Below are 15,219 nucleotides of genomic sequence, written 5' to 3' on the forward strand. Positions count from 1 at the left end.
GCCCGTTGACCGAGCCGAGCACGACCGCGTCCAACCCGGCGCCGCGCACCGCGAGCCTGCCGGAGCCGGCACCGATTCCGCCGTACTGGCACCCCGGGCGCATGCTGCGCCGGCTCGCGGGCGTCGACGAGGAGCTGCTGTCCTGGGTGCCGCAGGAGCGGCCGCGGTACACCGGCCTCGGCGGCACCGTCCTGTCGACCGCGACGCTGGCGTTCCTGTCGATGGCGTTCGCGATCGGCCAGCTGCTCGGCGGGTTCACCTTCTGGGTGCTGATCCCGTCGGCCGTGTGGTTCCTGGTGATCCTCAACCTCGACCGGTGGATCGTCGCCACCCCGCCCGGCCCGGAGCTGCGGCACCGCTTCTCCTCCGTGCTGATCCGGCTCCTCGTCGCCGTCGTCATCGGCGTGGTCATCGCCGAGCCGCTGGTGCTGCGCATCTTCGAGACCGCGATCGTGCAGTACATCAAGGACACCCGCGATGAGGCGGAGCGGCGGCTGAGCACGCAGCTGGAGAGGTGCAACCCGGTGCCGCCGCCCCGGCAGCCGATCGACGGCTGCGGCGAGGACCTGCTGGCCCCGGCGGCCGGTGAGCTGAACCGGCTCCAGGACGAGAAGGCCAACAAGGAGCAGCAGCGCCAGGACCTGCAGGCGGCGGTGAAGCCGCTGGACGACCAGCTGGCCGTCATGCGCGAAAACGAGCGCAAGGAGTGCGCGGGCGAGCCGGGCAGCGGGTTCACCGGGCGGTACGGCAACGGCCCGGTCTGCCAGAAGCTCACCGCCACGCGCGAGGAGTTCGAGCGCACCCACCAGACCACCGAGAAGCACCAGGCCATCGCGGGCCTCGACGCCGACATCACGAAGCTCACCGAGGACATCGGCTCGGCCACCTCGGCGTGGAGCAGGAAGCGCGACGACTACATCGCGGAGCAGACCGCCGCCCTGCGAGCCAACCAGCGCGACATCGGCCTGCTGGAGCGCATGGACGCGCTGCGGGTGCTGGCCGGCCAGCACAGCACGCTGGCCTCGGGCATCTGGGCGGTCCGGCTGCTGTTCATCCTCGTCGACATCGTGCCGGCGCTGTTCAAGTTCCTCGGCGGCATCACCCGCTACGACCGGCTCACGGTCGAGAGCCTCGAGCGCGGCGAGCTCGAGTTCGCCGCGATCAAGGCCGACCGGCTCAACCGGGCCCGCATGTGGGCGATGCAGCAGCGCGACGACCTCGCGATCGAGGAGGCGCGGCGCGCGGCGGAGCGGGTCGGTCAGCGCGAGAAGATCATGGACGATCTGCAGCTGACCTGGACGGTGCCCGGGATACCGAAGGCCGACGGCGGCGACTACGGCGGCGCGACGCTGCTGGAGGACTTCACCGGCGAGCTCGGCTTCACCCGGCTCGACCAGGACGGCCGGATCCAGGGGCACGACGACGTCGGCCCCGGCGGCCTGGACGACGCGGCCGACGACACCCCGCCCGAGCCGGCGCCGCAGCTCAAGCGCATCCCGTTCTTCAACGTCGTCATGATCGGCGGCCGCGGTACCGGCAAGACCACGCTCATGGCGACGCTGCACCACGAGCTGAGCACCGACGACCACGACAACCCGCGCGGGTACTCGATCCGCTGCACCGATCCGGTCAAGTGGGCCCAGCTGAACAAGTACTACCGGCAGCTGGCCTCGCCCGGTGACGCCTGGCCGCCCGCGACCGGCTTCGAGGCGATCGAGAAGTTCGAGTTCGACTGCTACGTTGAGAGCGGCGACCGGGGCGGCACACCGGTGCTGCGGCTGCGGTACTGGGACTACGCCGGCGAGGTGGTCGGGACCGACGCCGCGATCGAGCCCGAGCTGCGCACCGAGCTGGACAAGCGCCTGCGGAGCGCCGATGTGGTCGTCGTGGCCATCGACGGCATGCGGCTGCGCGACGCCGAGTTCGACCGGCTCGAGAGCGTGGAGCTGGACCAGCAGCTCACCGAGTACGCGCAGCTGGTCAACAACGTCGAATGCCCGATCCAGCTGCTCATCACCAAGTGGGACCGGCTGGTCGAGCCCAACCCGCACGCGCCGCAGGCCCGGCCCTGGACGCTCAAGGAGGCGCTGCGGGAGATCCAGCGCGTGCCGGCCATGCGCAACCTCATCACCGGCCGGCAGACGGCCGGGCAGCTGCGGGTCATTCCGCTGTCGGTGACCGGCCGCAACGTGGTCGACGAGCAGCGCAGCGAAGACGGCATCGTCCGCATGGCCAAGGTCGGCGCGCCCAATCCGATCAACATCGACGTGCCGTTCGCCGCGATGCTGCCCGACCGGCTCACCGAGGCCTTCAACGATCTCGGCCCGCAGGCGGTCAAGGCCGCGTTCCGCCGGGCCCGGCGCGCGCAGAGCGTCTACTGGCTGCGCCGCCTGGCCGGGTTCGCCGGCTGGGTCGTGCGCGGCATCTCCGTCAAGTTCACCGCCCTGCCCGTCCCGGCCATTGAGCTCAACTGGGGCCAGGCCGAGATCGACCGCGATCCCGACGCTGGATGGATGCGGGCGTATGCCCAGAGCGAGCGGTTCGGCCGACGGCGCATCGGCAAGGACGTCGCCGACGAGCTGCGCGACAAGGCCCGGGAGCTGCAGAAGCGGGCCAGCTGGTCGGTGCTTGCCAAGGAGAAGCTGCTCGAGCGGCTCGAGGCCCGGCTGCGGCGGTTCGAGGCGGAGAGCGCGCGCGAGCACGTGCCGAACCAGCGGCGCGCGACGACCCCGCCGCCCGCGCCGGTGCCGCCGCAGCTGGGGCTCGCGGGGAGTGACGTGTGACCGCGGTGTGGCCGTTCCTCGTCAGCCCGGGCCGTCGGCTCGGGCTGCGCGCCGTCCTGGCCCCGGACTTCCTGGCCCGGGAGCGGCGAACCGACGTGCTGACCGCGGCGCTGCGCGACAGCGATCCCGAGGACACGTCGGTCCAGACGCGGGTGGTGCGGCAGCCGGACGGCTCGCGGCTGGCCGTGGCGTTCCGGCGGCGCCCGCTGACCAGTGACGCGACGGTGCGGGTGTACTCCCCGAAGCACCGGCGGCTGCGGTACACCCTCACCGGGCACACCGGCCGGGTCGTCAGCTGCGACTTCTCCCCGGACGGCGGCCAATTGCTCACCACGGCCTGGGACCACACGGCGCGGCTGTGGCGGCTCGGCGGCGACGAGCCGGTGAAGCTGGCCGGGCACAAGGGCTGGCTCGGCGGCGGGGTCATCGCCCCGGACGGCCGCGGCGCGTACACGACCTCGTGGGACGGCACCGTGCGCCGCTGGGATCTCGCCACCGGCGCCGAGGTCCAGCGGGTGCCGGTCGGCGTCGCGCTGGTCAGCCCGTGCGCGATCGACCCGGCCGGCACGGTGCTCGCCGTCGGCGGGGCCGATCACCGCGTCCACGTCGTCGACCTGCGGACCGGGACCCTGCGCGGGCGGCTGACCGGCCACACCGATCGGGTCACGCAGTGCGCGATCGCCCCGGACGGCCGGACGCTGGCCAGCGCATCCTGGGACGGCACGGTCCGGGTGTGGGACCTCGTGACCGGGTCGGCCGCCGACCGCCTCGCCGGCCACGACGGCTGGGTCACCGGCTGCGCGTTCGGCCCGCACGGCGAGTGGATCGCCTCGACCGGCTGGGACGGCACCGCGCGCGTCTGGGGCGACTCGGCCGAGCCCGCGGGCCGGGTCGTCGCCGAGTGGTCCGATCCGGCGCCGGGCTGCGCGGTGCACCCGCGCGGCGGCTGGCTCGCCGTGCCCGGTCGCTCGCTGCGCATCGCGGCCCTCCCGGACGGTGCGCCGGTCCGCTCGATCGCCGGCCCGCCCGGCCGGGTGGAGGCCGTCGCCGTCTCACCGGACGGCCGGCTGGTCGCCACGACGAGCGCGGACGACGGCCCGGACGGCGCCAACCCGGTCCGCGACGGCTTCGGCCGCCCGATCACCCTGGTGGAGGGGTTCGCCGGCGCGATCCCCGAGGACCCGCGGGCCCTCGACTGGGAGCGGCTGCACGCGCGCTGCGCGGACGCCCTGGGGCATCTGCTGGCCGCCGAGCCCACGGGTCTCCTGCTGGAGAGCCGCCCCGAGCCGCCCGCCCTCGCCCGCCGGGCACGCCCGCACCCGTCCCCGCGCACCGTCCCGCTCCGCTCGCTCCCCGCGTCGATGGCCGGCTGGTGGTCGAGCCGCCGGGCGACCTCCCGCCGAGTGCGCTCCTAGCTCCTGCGGCGGCGCAGCAGGGCGTAGAGCAGCACCAACCCCGCCAGGGGAAGGGCGGCGAGCGCGCGCAGCGGCCAGGGCCACGGCCCGCGGTCCGCGGACTCGGCGGCGCGCGTGCCCAGGTCGGGCAGCAGCCCCGTCGCGAGCTGCAGGTCGGCCACCTCGCAGTGCTGGAAGTGGAACTCGCACGTCGTGCCGGTGTCGAAGCGGGACAGCACCCGCCGGGCGCCCGAGGACAGGGTGACCTCGACCAGGCTCATGTGCCCCTGCTCGTCCGTCGTCGCGGCGATCATGTGGTCGGGGTCGCGCCAGCCCAGCACCCGGACCACGCCGGCCACGGGGGCCGGGGTCGGCGGGCCGGGGACGATCGGCACGAACGTGACCTGCGCGTTCTCGGTGAGGAAGGTCCCGTCCTCGACCGCCGTGCCGTCCCACGGCGCGGTGGCCAGGAAGCGGCCGTCCGCGGACCAGCCCGCGCGCGCGACCAGGCCGCGACCGGCGTCGATCGGCACGACGGCCTGCTCCGTTCCGAGAAGATCCAGCAGGTGTACCTCCTGTGCCGACTGCACCGCCACCCGCGCACCGTCCGGGGCGAATGCCGCCGCGAACGGCGACCTGACCGACGGGACCGCGGTGCTGCGACCGGTCGAGAGGTCCAGCAGCCGCAGGGTGCCGTGGCGCAGGGCGTCGTATTCGGCGCTGTCCGGCGGGCCGTGGGACGTGTCGGTCACGGCCGCGCCGTAGGCGACGTACCGCCCGTCGGGGGACCAGGCGAGGAGCCGCACCTCGAGCGACGCGCCGAGGCCGATCGCGCGCCGGTCGCCGGTGGTGAGGTCGACGAGCAGCAGGTCGGTCGTCTCGCCGCGCCGCTCGCCGACGAGGACCCGGGTGCCGTCCGGCGACAGGAGGCTCTGCGGATTGTCGCGCTCCTCGACCGCGCCGACGCGGCGGTACGTGTCCTCGTCCGCGCCCACGACCAGCGGCTGGAACATGTTGAACAGCTCGCCGCTGCCGTAGGTGTACATGGCGATCGCGCGCCCGGGCGCGGAGCGCTCCACGGTGCTGGTGAGCGTGGAGTATCCGGCGAAGTGGCCGGGCACCGAGGGATGGCGCGCCGGGGCGGCCGGGCGCTCGGCCGGCGGTACGACCGGAATCAGCAGTGCGGCGAAGGCCAGGACGACGGCGGTCCAGGCGGCGGCGGTACCGATGCGGCGGCGCCGAACCGAACGCCGCCCCCGCACGAGCACCCGGTCGAGGTAGCCGTCGGCGAGCGGCGGGGCGGGATCGTCCGGCAGGGCGGTGAAGAGGTCGCTCATGACTCGCCCCCTCCCAGCAGGCGGCGCAGCGCGGCCATCGCGTAGGACGTCTGGCTCTTGACCGTTCCGGGCGAGCAGCCGAGCGCGGCCGCGGTCTGGGCGACGTCGAGGTCCTCCCAGTACCGCAGCACGAGCACGGCGCGCTGCCCGCGGGTGAGCCGCCCGAGCGCGGCCCGCACGTCGAGCCGCTCCTCGATCCCGGGCGGGCTCATCGCGGGCACCGGCACTTCGGCGGCCGGCTGCACCCGCCGCGCCCACGGCCGCCGCCGCTCGGCGAGGTACGCGTGGACGAGGATCGCCCGCACGTACGCGTCGAGCGACTCGGCCGCGGCGGCCTTGCGCCAGTGCCGGTAGAGCGCGACGAGGCACTCCTGCACCAGGTCGTCGGCGGCCGGCCACTGCCCGCACAACCGGTACGCGAGCCGCCGCAGCACGGGCATCCGCGCGCGGACGTACTCCACGAACTCCTGCTCATCACGCAATCCAGGCCTCCCGCTCAAGGAAGAGTGCGGCAGGGCCTCGAACGGTTGTGAGCAACTTCGGCGGCCCGGTCAGCCGACGGTCACGCGCTCGCCGCGTAGTGGCCGCCGGATCAGCGGGAGTTGGTCATCCCGAGCAGGTCGAGGGCCTCGTCCAGCTGCTGTTCGCTCAGCGTGCCCCGTTCGACGTGGCCGCGCTCCAGCACCACCTCGCGGATGGTCCGGCCCGACTTGAGCGCCTGCTTGGCGATCGCCGCGGCCTCCTCGTAGCCGAGGTACCGGTTCAGCGGCGTCACGATGGATGGCGAGCCGGCCGCGTAGGCCTCCAGCACGTCCGGGTTCGCCGCCAGGTCCGCGACGCAGCGCTCCTCGAACAGGCGGGACACGTTGGCCAGCAGACGGATCGACTCCAGCAGGTTGCGCGCGATCACGGGGAGCATCACGTTGAGCTCGAAGTCGCCCTGGGAGCCCGCGAACGCCACCGCCGCGTCGTTGCCGATCACCTGGGCGACCACCTGGCGCAGGGCCTCGGGAATGACCGGGTTGACCTTGCCGGGCATGATCGACGAGCCCGGCTGCAGGTCCGGGATCGCGAGCTCCCGCAGGCCGGCCCGGGGACCCGAGCCCATCCAGCGGATGTCGTTGGCGATCTTGTACAGCCCAACGGCGATCGTGCGGATCACGCCCGACGCCTCGACGAGGGAGTCGCGGGCGCCCTGGGCCTCGAAATGGTTGCGCGCCTCGGTGAGGGGCAGCGACGTGGTCTCGGCCAGCAGGGCGATCGCGCGCTCGGCGAAGCCCGGCGGCGTGTTCAGGCCCGTCCCGACCGCGGTGCCGCCCAGCGGCAGCTCGGCCACGCGGGGCAGCACGGCCGCGATGCGGTCGACGCCGTAGGAGACCTGCGCGGCGTACCCCGAGAACTCCTGGCCCAGGGTGACCGGCGTCGCGTCCATGAGGTGCGTGCGGCCCGCCTTCACGAACGTCGCGAACTCGGCCGACTTGCGCGACAGCGCGCCGGCCAGGGAGGTCAGCGCGGGGGAGAGGGTGTGCGCCAGCTCGCCGGCGACCGCGATGTGGATCGCCGACGGGAAGACGTCGTTGGACGACTGCGACGCGTTCACGTGGTCGTTCGGGTGGACCGGCTTGTCCAGGGCGCGGGTCGCGAGCGTGGCGACGACCTCGTTGACGTTCATGTTCGACGAGGTGCCGGAGCCGGTCTGGAAGACGTCGATCGGGAACTGGTCGGCGTGCTCGCCGTCGGCCACCGCCCGCGCGGCGTCGGCGATCGCGTCGGCGATGTCGGCGTCGATCACGCCGAGCGATCCGTTGACGGCGGCGGCGGCCGCCTTGATCGAGGCCAGCGCGCGGATCAGGGCGCCTTCCAGCACCGTGCCGGAGATGGGGAAGTTCTCCACCGCGCGCTGGGTCTGAGCTCGCCACAAGGCAGACGCGGGAACGCGGACCTCACCCATGGTGTCGTGCTCGATGCGGTACTCCATGGATCCATCTTTCAGCGGGAGAGGGCGGAAAGGTCCCGTGCGCCGAGTGATGTGAACAGTGCAACAGCGTCGTCCGTGTCGCCGAGCCCGAAGAGCGCGCGGGCCTGCTCGTAGCGGTCGCCGATGCGCGAGGCCTTGGCGAACGCCTCCTTGTTGAGCCAGTCGGCCTCCTGGGACCGGCCGAGCGCGCGCAGGGTCAGGGCCAGGTCGTTCGCCGCCAGGCACTGCCCGGACACGTCCGCGACGCGCTCCATCTGATCGCGGGCGGCCCGCTGGCACGTTTCGGCGTCGGCGAGCCGGCCCGCCAGCCGGTACGCGGTGCCGAGCTTGCTCAGCGTCTCGGCCGCCCCGTACTGGTTCACGGAGTCCTTCTTCAGCGCCAGGGCCCGCCGCAGCAGCGCCGTGGCGACGACGAGGTGGCCGAGGTGCAGGTGCACCAGCCCGAGCTCGCCGAGGCTGATCGCGAACGGCCGAATGCCGCCGATGCGCCGCGCGACGGCCATGGCCCGGCGGTTCGCGGTGAGCGCCTGCGCGTAGTTGCCCGCCTGGGTGTGCACGAGCGCGACCGTGTTGTGCAGCTTGAACTCGAGGCTGGGCGGCATCTCGGCCAGCCGCACCCGCGCCGCGGCCTCGGCGGACGCGATCGCCTCCGGATACTGCCCGAGCCGGCTGTGCAGCATCGCCAGGTTCGTCAGCGCCGTCCCGATCAGCCGCGGCAGGCCCTCCCGCTCGGCGATGCGCATGACCGTCCGCAGCGTGGTGAGCGCGTCCGTGAGGCGCCCCATCCGGAAGTAGACCGCCGCGAGGTAGTTGCGCGACTCCGCCTCGAGCTCCGCGTCGGGCAGGGCCACGGCGGCCTCGATCGCGCGTTCGTACAGGTCGACCTGGTGCGAACCGAACCCGAATCCGAACAGGAACGGCGAGACCGCGCGCGTGAGCATGCACGTGTGGCGATGGTGCCCCGACTCGGCCGCGAGCCGGGCGACGCTGAGCACGTTCGGCAGCTCGCGCTCGAGCCAGCGCCGCGCCGCCGGTGGGGCCGCGAAATCCAGCGCCGTCGGCGGCGGCGTCTCGAGGCGCAGCAGCGACTTCGCGTCCGAGAGCTCCATGAACTTCGTGGCGCTTACGACGCTGTACAAGTAATGATCGAGCAGTCTTCCGATCGCCGCGGTGTCGTCCCGGGCAAGCTCGGCCGCGAAATCGCGCAACAGGTCGTGCAGCCGATATCGCCCCGCCGCCGGCGCCTCCACGAGGTGCACGTCGACCAGGTCCTCCAGCAGATCTTCACAGCGCGAGACCGGCAGCCCGGCCAGGGCCGCGGCCGCCGCGGGCTCGAAGTCGCCCGCCGGGTGCAGGCCGAGAACGGCGAAGAGCTGCTGCAGCGGTACCGCCAGCTGCTGGTACGACAGCGTGAACGCCGCCGCGACCGTCCTTCCGTCGACCGCGAGCTCCGGCAGCCGCCGGTTCGCGGTGCGCAGCCGCTGGGCCAGGTCGGCCACGCTCCAGCCGGGCCGGTGCTGCAGCCTCGCCCCCGCCAGCCGCACCGCCAGCGGCAGCCGCCCGCACAGCTCGGCGACCTCGACGGTGCACGCGGGATCGGCGTAGGCCCGCTCGCCGACGGTCCGCCGCAGCAGCTCGACGGCGTCCTCGACCGGCAGCACGTCCAGCGACACGGTCTGCGCCCCGTCGAGGCCGGCCAGGCGGCGCCGGCTGGTGATGACGACGCCGGTGTGCGCGGTGCCGGGGAGCATCGGCAGCACCTGCCGCGTGTCCAGCGCGTTGTCCAGCAGGACGAGCACCTGGCGGTCGGCGAGCTCGGTGCGCCAGAGCACCGCGCGGTCGTCCAGCCCCGGCGGGACCCGTTCGGCCGGCACGCCCAGCTGCCGCAGCAGGGACCCCAGCGCCTCGGCGGGGTCGAGCGGGGCGCGGTCGCTGTGGCCGCGCAGGTCGAGGTAGAGCTGGCCGTCCGGGTAGCGCTCGGCCGCCGCGTGCGCGACCCGCACCGCGAGGGAGGTCTTGCCCATGCCGGCCATGCCGTCGATCGCGATCACCTCGGGCCGCTCGTCGCGCAGCGCCCCGACCAGCCGCCGCACCAGCTCGGCCCGGCCCGAGAAGTCGGCGACGTCGCGGGGCAGGCAGCGGGCGGCCCGGCGGCCGAGCGTGCGCGGCGCCTGCGCCAGCAGCAGCTCCGCGTCGCCGTTGAGGATGCGCCGGTGCAGGTCGGCGAGCTCGGCGCCCGGCTCGATGCCGAGCTCCTCGGCCAGCAGCGCCCGGCCGCGGCGGAACACCGCGAGGGCGTCGGCGCGCCGGCCGGTGCGGGCCAGCGCGGTCATGAGGTGGCCGCGGAACTGCTCGTGGTGCGGATAGCGCTCGACCAGGTCGGCGACCTCGGCGAGGACCTCCTCGGCCAGGTCCAGCTGCAGCTCCAGGTCGAGGCAGAGCGCGGTGGCGGCGGTCCACTGCTCCTCGAGGTGCGCGGCCGCGGCCCGCACCACCTCCGAGTCGACGTCGGTGAGCGGCCGGCCCCGCCACAGCGCGAGGGCGGCGCGCAGATGGTCGCGGCCGCCGGCGAGGTCCCCGTCCGCGGCGGCGGCCCGGCCGCGCTCGACCAGCGAGGCGAACAGGGCGGCGTCGAGGTCTTCGGGGCCGACCTTGATCCGGTACCCCGCCGGCTCCGTCACCACGAGGTCCTCGGGCAGCCCGGCCTTGCGCAGCACCTGCCGCAGCCGCGAGACGCAGCTGTGCACCTGGGCCCGCGCGGTCAACGGCGGGTTGGTGTCCCAGAGCGCCGTGATGAGCTGTTGTACCGGTACGAGCTGCCCCTCGCGCAGGAGCAGGAGCGCCAGCAGCACCCGTTCCCGTGGCGCAGCAACCGTGATCTCCGCGGCCGGTGTGCGGATCTGCACCGGTCCGAGGATTGAAAATCGGGTCGAATCGCGCATCATCACCCTCTGTGCGGCCGCCGCCTCCCCTCGAAGCTGCACTGGAAACTTGATGGTAGTCAGATGAGAGGCAGGAAAGAGCGCGGGCGGCGACCCTTTTTCATCGGAGCGCATGCTTGTGCCGGAATGCGTCCAGTGCGCTGGTCTTACTCAGTCAAGACGAGCGCGTCACGCTGGACGAACGGGGATATTTCGGTCTGAGCATGCGAAACATTTGATGCGGGGCCGCGCCCAACGCCGTGTGTGGCCCCCAAATCTCGGTTCAGTCGACGCTTTGTCTCATCGACTAGACGGACTTATCGCCCAACGGGGTATTCGCCGAATTTGGCCGTTTTTCTCCGGGCATCTGCGGCGTCGAGGGGGTGCCGCAGATGCCGTACGTTTCGGCGAATACACCCGTCCGTGCCCCCGTCTGTGCACCCGTCCACGCACCGGTCCGCGGTCCCGCAAGGCATGATCGAGCGCGCCGCTGAGCACCGCCTCGCCGGCGACTGGCCCGGCGCGTTCGAGGCCGCCTACGTCACCGTCGCCCCGGCACCGGCGTCCTCGTGCCCGGCCTGTGCTACCCCCTGACCGTGCTGCACGACGACTACGTCCGGTCGCCCGCACACTCAGGGCGCACCAGCCGCAGCGCGTCACCCTGGGCATCGACGTGCTCGACCGCCTTGCTCGCCCGCGCACCGACCTGCGGCTGTTGCAGCTGCGCGACCGCTGGGACGCCCGCCGCACCGGCGAGCTGCCGACCCGCTGCAGCGACCCCGGCTTCCTGGCCTTCCGCCCGCTGCTGGTGAAGCTCCGTCGCGAGCCGCTGTTGACGCTGTTGCATCGCAAGATCGAGCGGCACACTTCACCGTGGCGTGGCCAGCCGCCGTCTACGACGACGGTGCCTTGTGTCGGATTTCAAGGGGTTCGATCACGGAACGCGGGTTGGAATACTGACGCAGTGAAGTTCATCGGGGGCGAGCACCTATGGGATCGGATGCGCGCACTGTCCGCGGGCGCGGTGCAGCGACGAGTGGCCGTTGCATACGCGGGGCGAAACGCCGCTGAGCTCCTGCCGCTGTCTGTCAACGACACGGTGGTCGTCGATGGAGGCGATGGAGCCCTGGCTGCCGGTTCGACGCACCCGGGCGCTCTTGCAACGTGGCTGCGGGCCGGCGCTTACGTGTGGTCGCTCCCCGGCCTGCACGCGAAGGTCGTTCTCCTGGAAGACGCCAGCGGCGCCCGAACTGCGATCGTCGGGTCGGCGAACATCTCCGACCGTTCCAACAGCCAACTCATCGAAGCCGCCGTCACCACTGACGATCACGATGTCTGCCAGTCGATCAGCGACGAGATGGACCGCTGGGTGGGCATGGCCGATCCGGTGGATGCCGAGTGGCTGAAGCGCGCCCGGACCCTGTACCGCGAGCCGAAGCAGCCGGACCGGGCCGGCGGCCGGCGGCGTGGGCCGCGCCTGGACCGGAGGGCGCCGCTGTGGGTCGGAATGTCCACTCCCGCCATGGAACCGCTGTCGCCCGCTGCCGAAGCCGAATACCGGCACGTCGTTCAAGACGACGGGCGGGGCGCAGACGTCCAGTGGTGGCAGCTCAACGACGGTGACGAGGGCAGCGTCCTGCCGGGCCACAACATCATCCTGGTGAACAACCCGTCGGACCGCGATGAACCGGTCGGGCAGGCAACCGCGTGGGGCCCCGCCAAGGTCGTCCGCGTGGTTCCCGGCAGCAAACGGCACAGACCGGTAGCCATTCTCGTCCGTGACCCCAAGCTCGCCCGCTACCGCTTCTCCCACGTGAGAGCAACGATCACCGGTGCCGGCACGGCGATCGACTGGGAACGCCCGCTCGACGCCCGGGCAGCCGCGGCGCTGTACCGCATGTGGTCGGCCGGCGACGCAGGCCACGGCGAGCGCGAAGTTGTCGAATCGGGTGGCGCGGTCCCGTAGCATCCCACCGCGCCGGCGGTCGTCCACATGCGAAACCAGGAGCGGGTCCATGCCTCTGTACGAGATTGGTGAGCACGGCCTTCGCCGGCACGAGGCGGCGCAGTTCGCGGCGTTGGGCATCTACGAGCGTGCCGACCTGCAACGACTGCTGCGCGACGACATCGCTGTGCTGGCACCGGATCTGCTGGTCATCGCCGAGGAGTTCGGCAATTGGGAAAACTCCCGGCGCCGCATCGACCTGCTCGCGATCGACAAGGTCGGTCACCTGGTGGTGATCGAACTCAAGCGGACCGACGACGGCGGGCACATGGAGCTGCAGGCCCTGCGGTACGCGGCGATGATCGCCGCGATGGGCTTCGAGGAGGTCGTGTCCACCTACGAGGCCCACCTGGCCCGCACGGAACCGGACGGCGACACCGACGCCCGATCGGCTCTGCTCGCGTGGCTCGACAGCACCGAGGAGACGCCGGTCATCTCGTCCGACGTCCGGATCATGCTCGTGTCGGCGGACTTCGGCCGCGAACTGACCACCACCGTGCTGTGGCTCAACCGCTTCGTCGGTATGGACGTGCGATGCATCCGCCTGATCCCGTATGCGATCGACGGACGGGTGCTGCTCGACATCCAGCAGGTCATTCCGCTACCCGAGGCAGGCGACTACCAGGTCCGGACCATCCAGAAGTCGGCCACGCAGGAGCGTCACAGCAGCGACGGCCGCGACTGGACGAGGTACCACATCATCGTCGACGGCCAAGCTTCGGAGGACCTCAACAAGCGCCACGCGGTACGCCTGATGATCCAACGCCTCATCGAGCGAGGCGTCCCCGCCGCCGCGATCGGAGCGAAGATGACGCCCGGCCGCTTTCGCCGGCTCGACGGCGAGCACCACACCGACGACGAGGTCCAGGCGGCACTGGCCGGGCAGTATCCGGATGTCAACGTGCAGGCATGGTTCACCGAACACGCCATCGTGCAGAACGGCTCCACGTGGATCGTGCGCCGCATCTGGGGACGCGCGACCGAGCCGACGCTGAAGACGTTGAGCGACGCGTTCCCCGAGGCCAAGGTCTCCTTCCAGCGCGCCACATCGTCTGTCTGAGTCGCGGAACCAACCGGCAGGATGTCAGCCCGGCGCCACCGCGCGTTGCTGTGCGTCGTGGTCTCGGATCAGCCGCTCCAGCAACCAGCGTCATAGGGTCACCTCATGCCGGCCGCAGTGCCGACCTTGACGCCTTTCGGGAGTCGGCCGCGCGCTCAGTGCCCGCGATCGCGTAGTGCGGGCTTGGATTGCGCCTGACCGGTGGCCGCGGTCCGATCTGGCTCGACCCGTCGTTGCCCGATCGCGGCTCCTGCCCAGCTCGGGCGCGGTGGGTCCTGTCCAGCCGGTCGGGTGTGGTTGGCCCCTGTCTAGCTGCGCGGGCGCGGTTGGCGCTGCCCAGCTCTGGCGCGGTTGGCCCCTGTCCAGCTGGGCGGGCGTGGTCGGTCCTGTCCAGCCGGGCGGGCGCGGGTCGGACCCGGCGCGGCTGGGCGGGCGCGGTCAGGCCCTCCGCGACTTCCTCGCCTGGAATCGGCCGCCCGCCTTGACCGACGCCGACGCCGACGTCGTCCCGCTCTGATCCGCCGCCTGAAGGAGCAGCTGCAGCCGCCGCGGTGGTGCGGTCCGTAATTCCTCCAGCGGCGGCACCCCCGGCAGCTCCGTCGGCAGCACCGGCAGCGCGTTGCCCACCAGCCGCGCGAAGGTCGCGCCGGCGCCGGAGGGCGACTCGGGCGCCAGCCATCGCAGCGTCCGCAACGGTTCCCGTGCCCGGCGGCCGGCCGGCTCGACGGTCTCGACCAGCAGCAGGCACCGCTCGCCGGCCGGGATCAGCTCGCCGTCCAGCAGCACCGCCTGGGTGCTCTCCCGCAGCCAGCCGATCACGCCCGGCCCGTCGCTCAGCACCCGCTCCACCAGCGAGGCGCGATCGGCGGCCGGATGCGTGAGCGCCGCGTCGAGCAGCGCGGGCAGCAGCATCGAGGCGGCGTCCCACAGCGTGGCGGTCAGCGCGGTGACCAGCTCCGCGACATCGTCCAGCGAGATCCGCTCCGGCCCGAGCCCGCGCCAGAACAGCAGCTCGTCGAGCACCGTCTCCGGCCGTGCCACATCCCGATCGCGAACCGCGCGAGCCACGGCGGCGTGCAGCAACTCCATCGGCAGCGTCGCCGACGCCTGCCCCGAAGCCGGAGCGAAAGCCGAAGCCGGAGTGGAGACCGAAGTCGAAGCGGAGACCGAAGCCGGAGTCGGAGCGAGAGCGGAAGCCGAAGCCGGAGAGGAGCCCGAAGCCGTCGGAGCGGCGGTGGGCAAGGTCGTCGCAAGGGCCGCGGCTCGCCATTGGGACTCGACGGAGCGCAGCACCGCGGCCGGCACGCCCATCACGTCGGCCACCGCCTCGGGCACGAGCTCGTCCACCGGATGCTGCCGCGCCCGCGCCGCGATCCGCCCGCCCCACATGAGCCGCGCCTGAGCCGGCGTGCTCGGCCAGACCAGCCGGAGCAGCTCCCGCACCCGGGTGTCGAAGCGCGGCCCGCCGAAGGTCAGCGGGTCGCAGAAGGCCTGCCCCACCGCGGCGTCGCCGGCGATGATGCGCAGGTCATGGGCGCCGCTCAAGTTCGCGACCGGGTTGAACAGCACTGGCGAAAACCTCCCGCGACGGTCCGAACCGACCCCTCAACCCTACTCCTATTCGAACACACGTACGAACCTGAAATCGGCATGTCATGCCCATGGGCTAGGGTAACGGCCGCGTGACGCTGAGTGCTCGTGAGTGAAGAGGTCGGTGATGCAGCGTGGCTACCGGTCGTCA

9 protein-coding genes are annotated in these 15,219 nt (G+C 72.6%); 4 read left to right on the top strand and 5 right to left on the bottom strand.

What is annotated here, in order from left to right; genetic code table 11:
• The first annotated feature begins 5 nt into the window (after positions 1-5).
• Both ACQP2P_RS01545 and ACQP2P_RS01550 read left to right on the top strand, forming a co-directional pair.
• Positions 6-2,783, top strand: coding sequence for a DUF4407 domain-containing protein (locus ACQP2P_RS01545; RefSeq protein ID WP_433612514.1), 2,778 nt, complete (start codon positions 6-8; stop codon positions 2,781-2,783).
• On the top strand, positions 2,780-4,198 hold the full coding sequence (locus ACQP2P_RS01550) for a WD40 repeat domain-containing protein (RefSeq protein WP_433612516.1): 1,419 nt from the start codon (positions 2,780-2,782) through the stop codon (positions 4,196-4,198). Before ACQP2P_RS01545 ends, ACQP2P_RS01550 begins: the two co-directional genes overlap by 4 nt.
• Here ACQP2P_RS01550 and ACQP2P_RS01555 read toward each other — a convergent pair.
• The 4 genes from ACQP2P_RS01555 to ACQP2P_RS01570 all read right to left on the bottom strand — a co-directional run bounded on the left by ACQP2P_RS01555 (position 4,195) and on the right by ACQP2P_RS01570 (position 10,398).
• Positions 4,195-5,514 (bottom strand): WD40 repeat domain-containing protein, encoded by a 1,320-nt coding sequence (locus tag ACQP2P_RS01555; protein WP_433612518.1) that lies wholly within the window; start codon positions 5,512-5,514, stop codon positions 4,195-4,197. The two genes, ACQP2P_RS01550 and ACQP2P_RS01555, sit on opposite strands and share 4 nt — an antisense overlap.
• Positions 5,511-5,996, bottom strand: coding sequence for a SigE family RNA polymerase sigma factor (locus tag ACQP2P_RS01560; protein ID WP_433612520.1), 486 nt, complete (start codon positions 5,994-5,996; stop codon positions 5,511-5,513). Before ACQP2P_RS01560 ends, ACQP2P_RS01555 begins: the two co-directional genes overlap by 4 nt.
• 110 nt (positions 5,997-6,106) lie before the next feature.
• Positions 6,107-7,492, bottom strand: coding sequence for a class II fumarate hydratase (locus ACQP2P_RS01565; RefSeq protein WP_433612522.1), 1,386 nt, complete (start codon positions 7,490-7,492; stop codon positions 6,107-6,109).
• Positions 7,493-7,503: 11 nt separating this feature from the next.
• Positions 7,504-10,398, bottom strand: coding sequence for a BTAD domain-containing putative transcriptional regulator (locus ACQP2P_RS01570; protein WP_433612524.1), 2,895 nt, complete (start codon positions 10,396-10,398; stop codon positions 7,504-7,506).
• Positions 10,399-11,086: 688 nt separating this feature from the next.
• Here ACQP2P_RS01570 and ACQP2P_RS01575 point away from each other — a divergent pair.
• Positions 11,087-12,379 carry a phospholipase D family protein gene (locus ACQP2P_RS01575; protein ID WP_433612526.1) on the top strand — a complete coding sequence of 431 codons (1,293 nt, stop codon included), beginning with the start codon at positions 11,087-11,089 and terminating at the stop codon, positions 12,377-12,379.
• Between the two features lie 49 nt (positions 12,380-12,428).
• A complete protein-coding gene (locus ACQP2P_RS01580) occupies positions 12,429-13,478 on the top strand; it encodes a hypothetical protein (RefSeq protein ID WP_433612528.1) in 1,050 nt (349 codons plus the stop codon).
• Between the two features lie 438 nt (positions 13,479-13,916).
• On the opposite strand, the gene ACQP2P_RS01585 is transcribed toward ACQP2P_RS01580, so the two are convergent.
• Positions 13,917-15,047: a hypothetical protein gene (locus ACQP2P_RS01585; RefSeq protein ID WP_433612530.1), complete on the bottom strand. Its 1,131-nt coding sequence runs from the start codon at positions 15,045-15,047 to the stop codon at positions 13,917-13,919.
• Between the last annotated feature and the right edge of the window lie 172 nt (positions 15,048-15,219).

Source organism: Dactylosporangium sp. CA-139114 (assembly GCF_050955725.1).
Classification (GTDB): Bacteria; Actinomycetota; Actinomycetes; order Mycobacteriales; family Micromonosporaceae; genus Dactylosporangium.

Coding starts and splice junctions, on each gene's coding strand:
- ACQP2P_RS01565 (WP_433612522.1), bottom strand. CDS start 7,492: ATGGAGTACCGCATCGAGCACGACACCATGGGTGAGGTCCGCGTTCCC.
- ACQP2P_RS01555 (WP_433612518.1), bottom strand. CDS start 5,514: ATGAGCGACCTCTTCACCGCCCTGCCGGACGATCCCGCCCCGCCGCTC.
- ACQP2P_RS01580 (WP_433612528.1), top strand. CDS start 12,429: ATGCCTCTGTACGAGATTGGTGAGCACGGCCTTCGCCGGCACGAGGCG.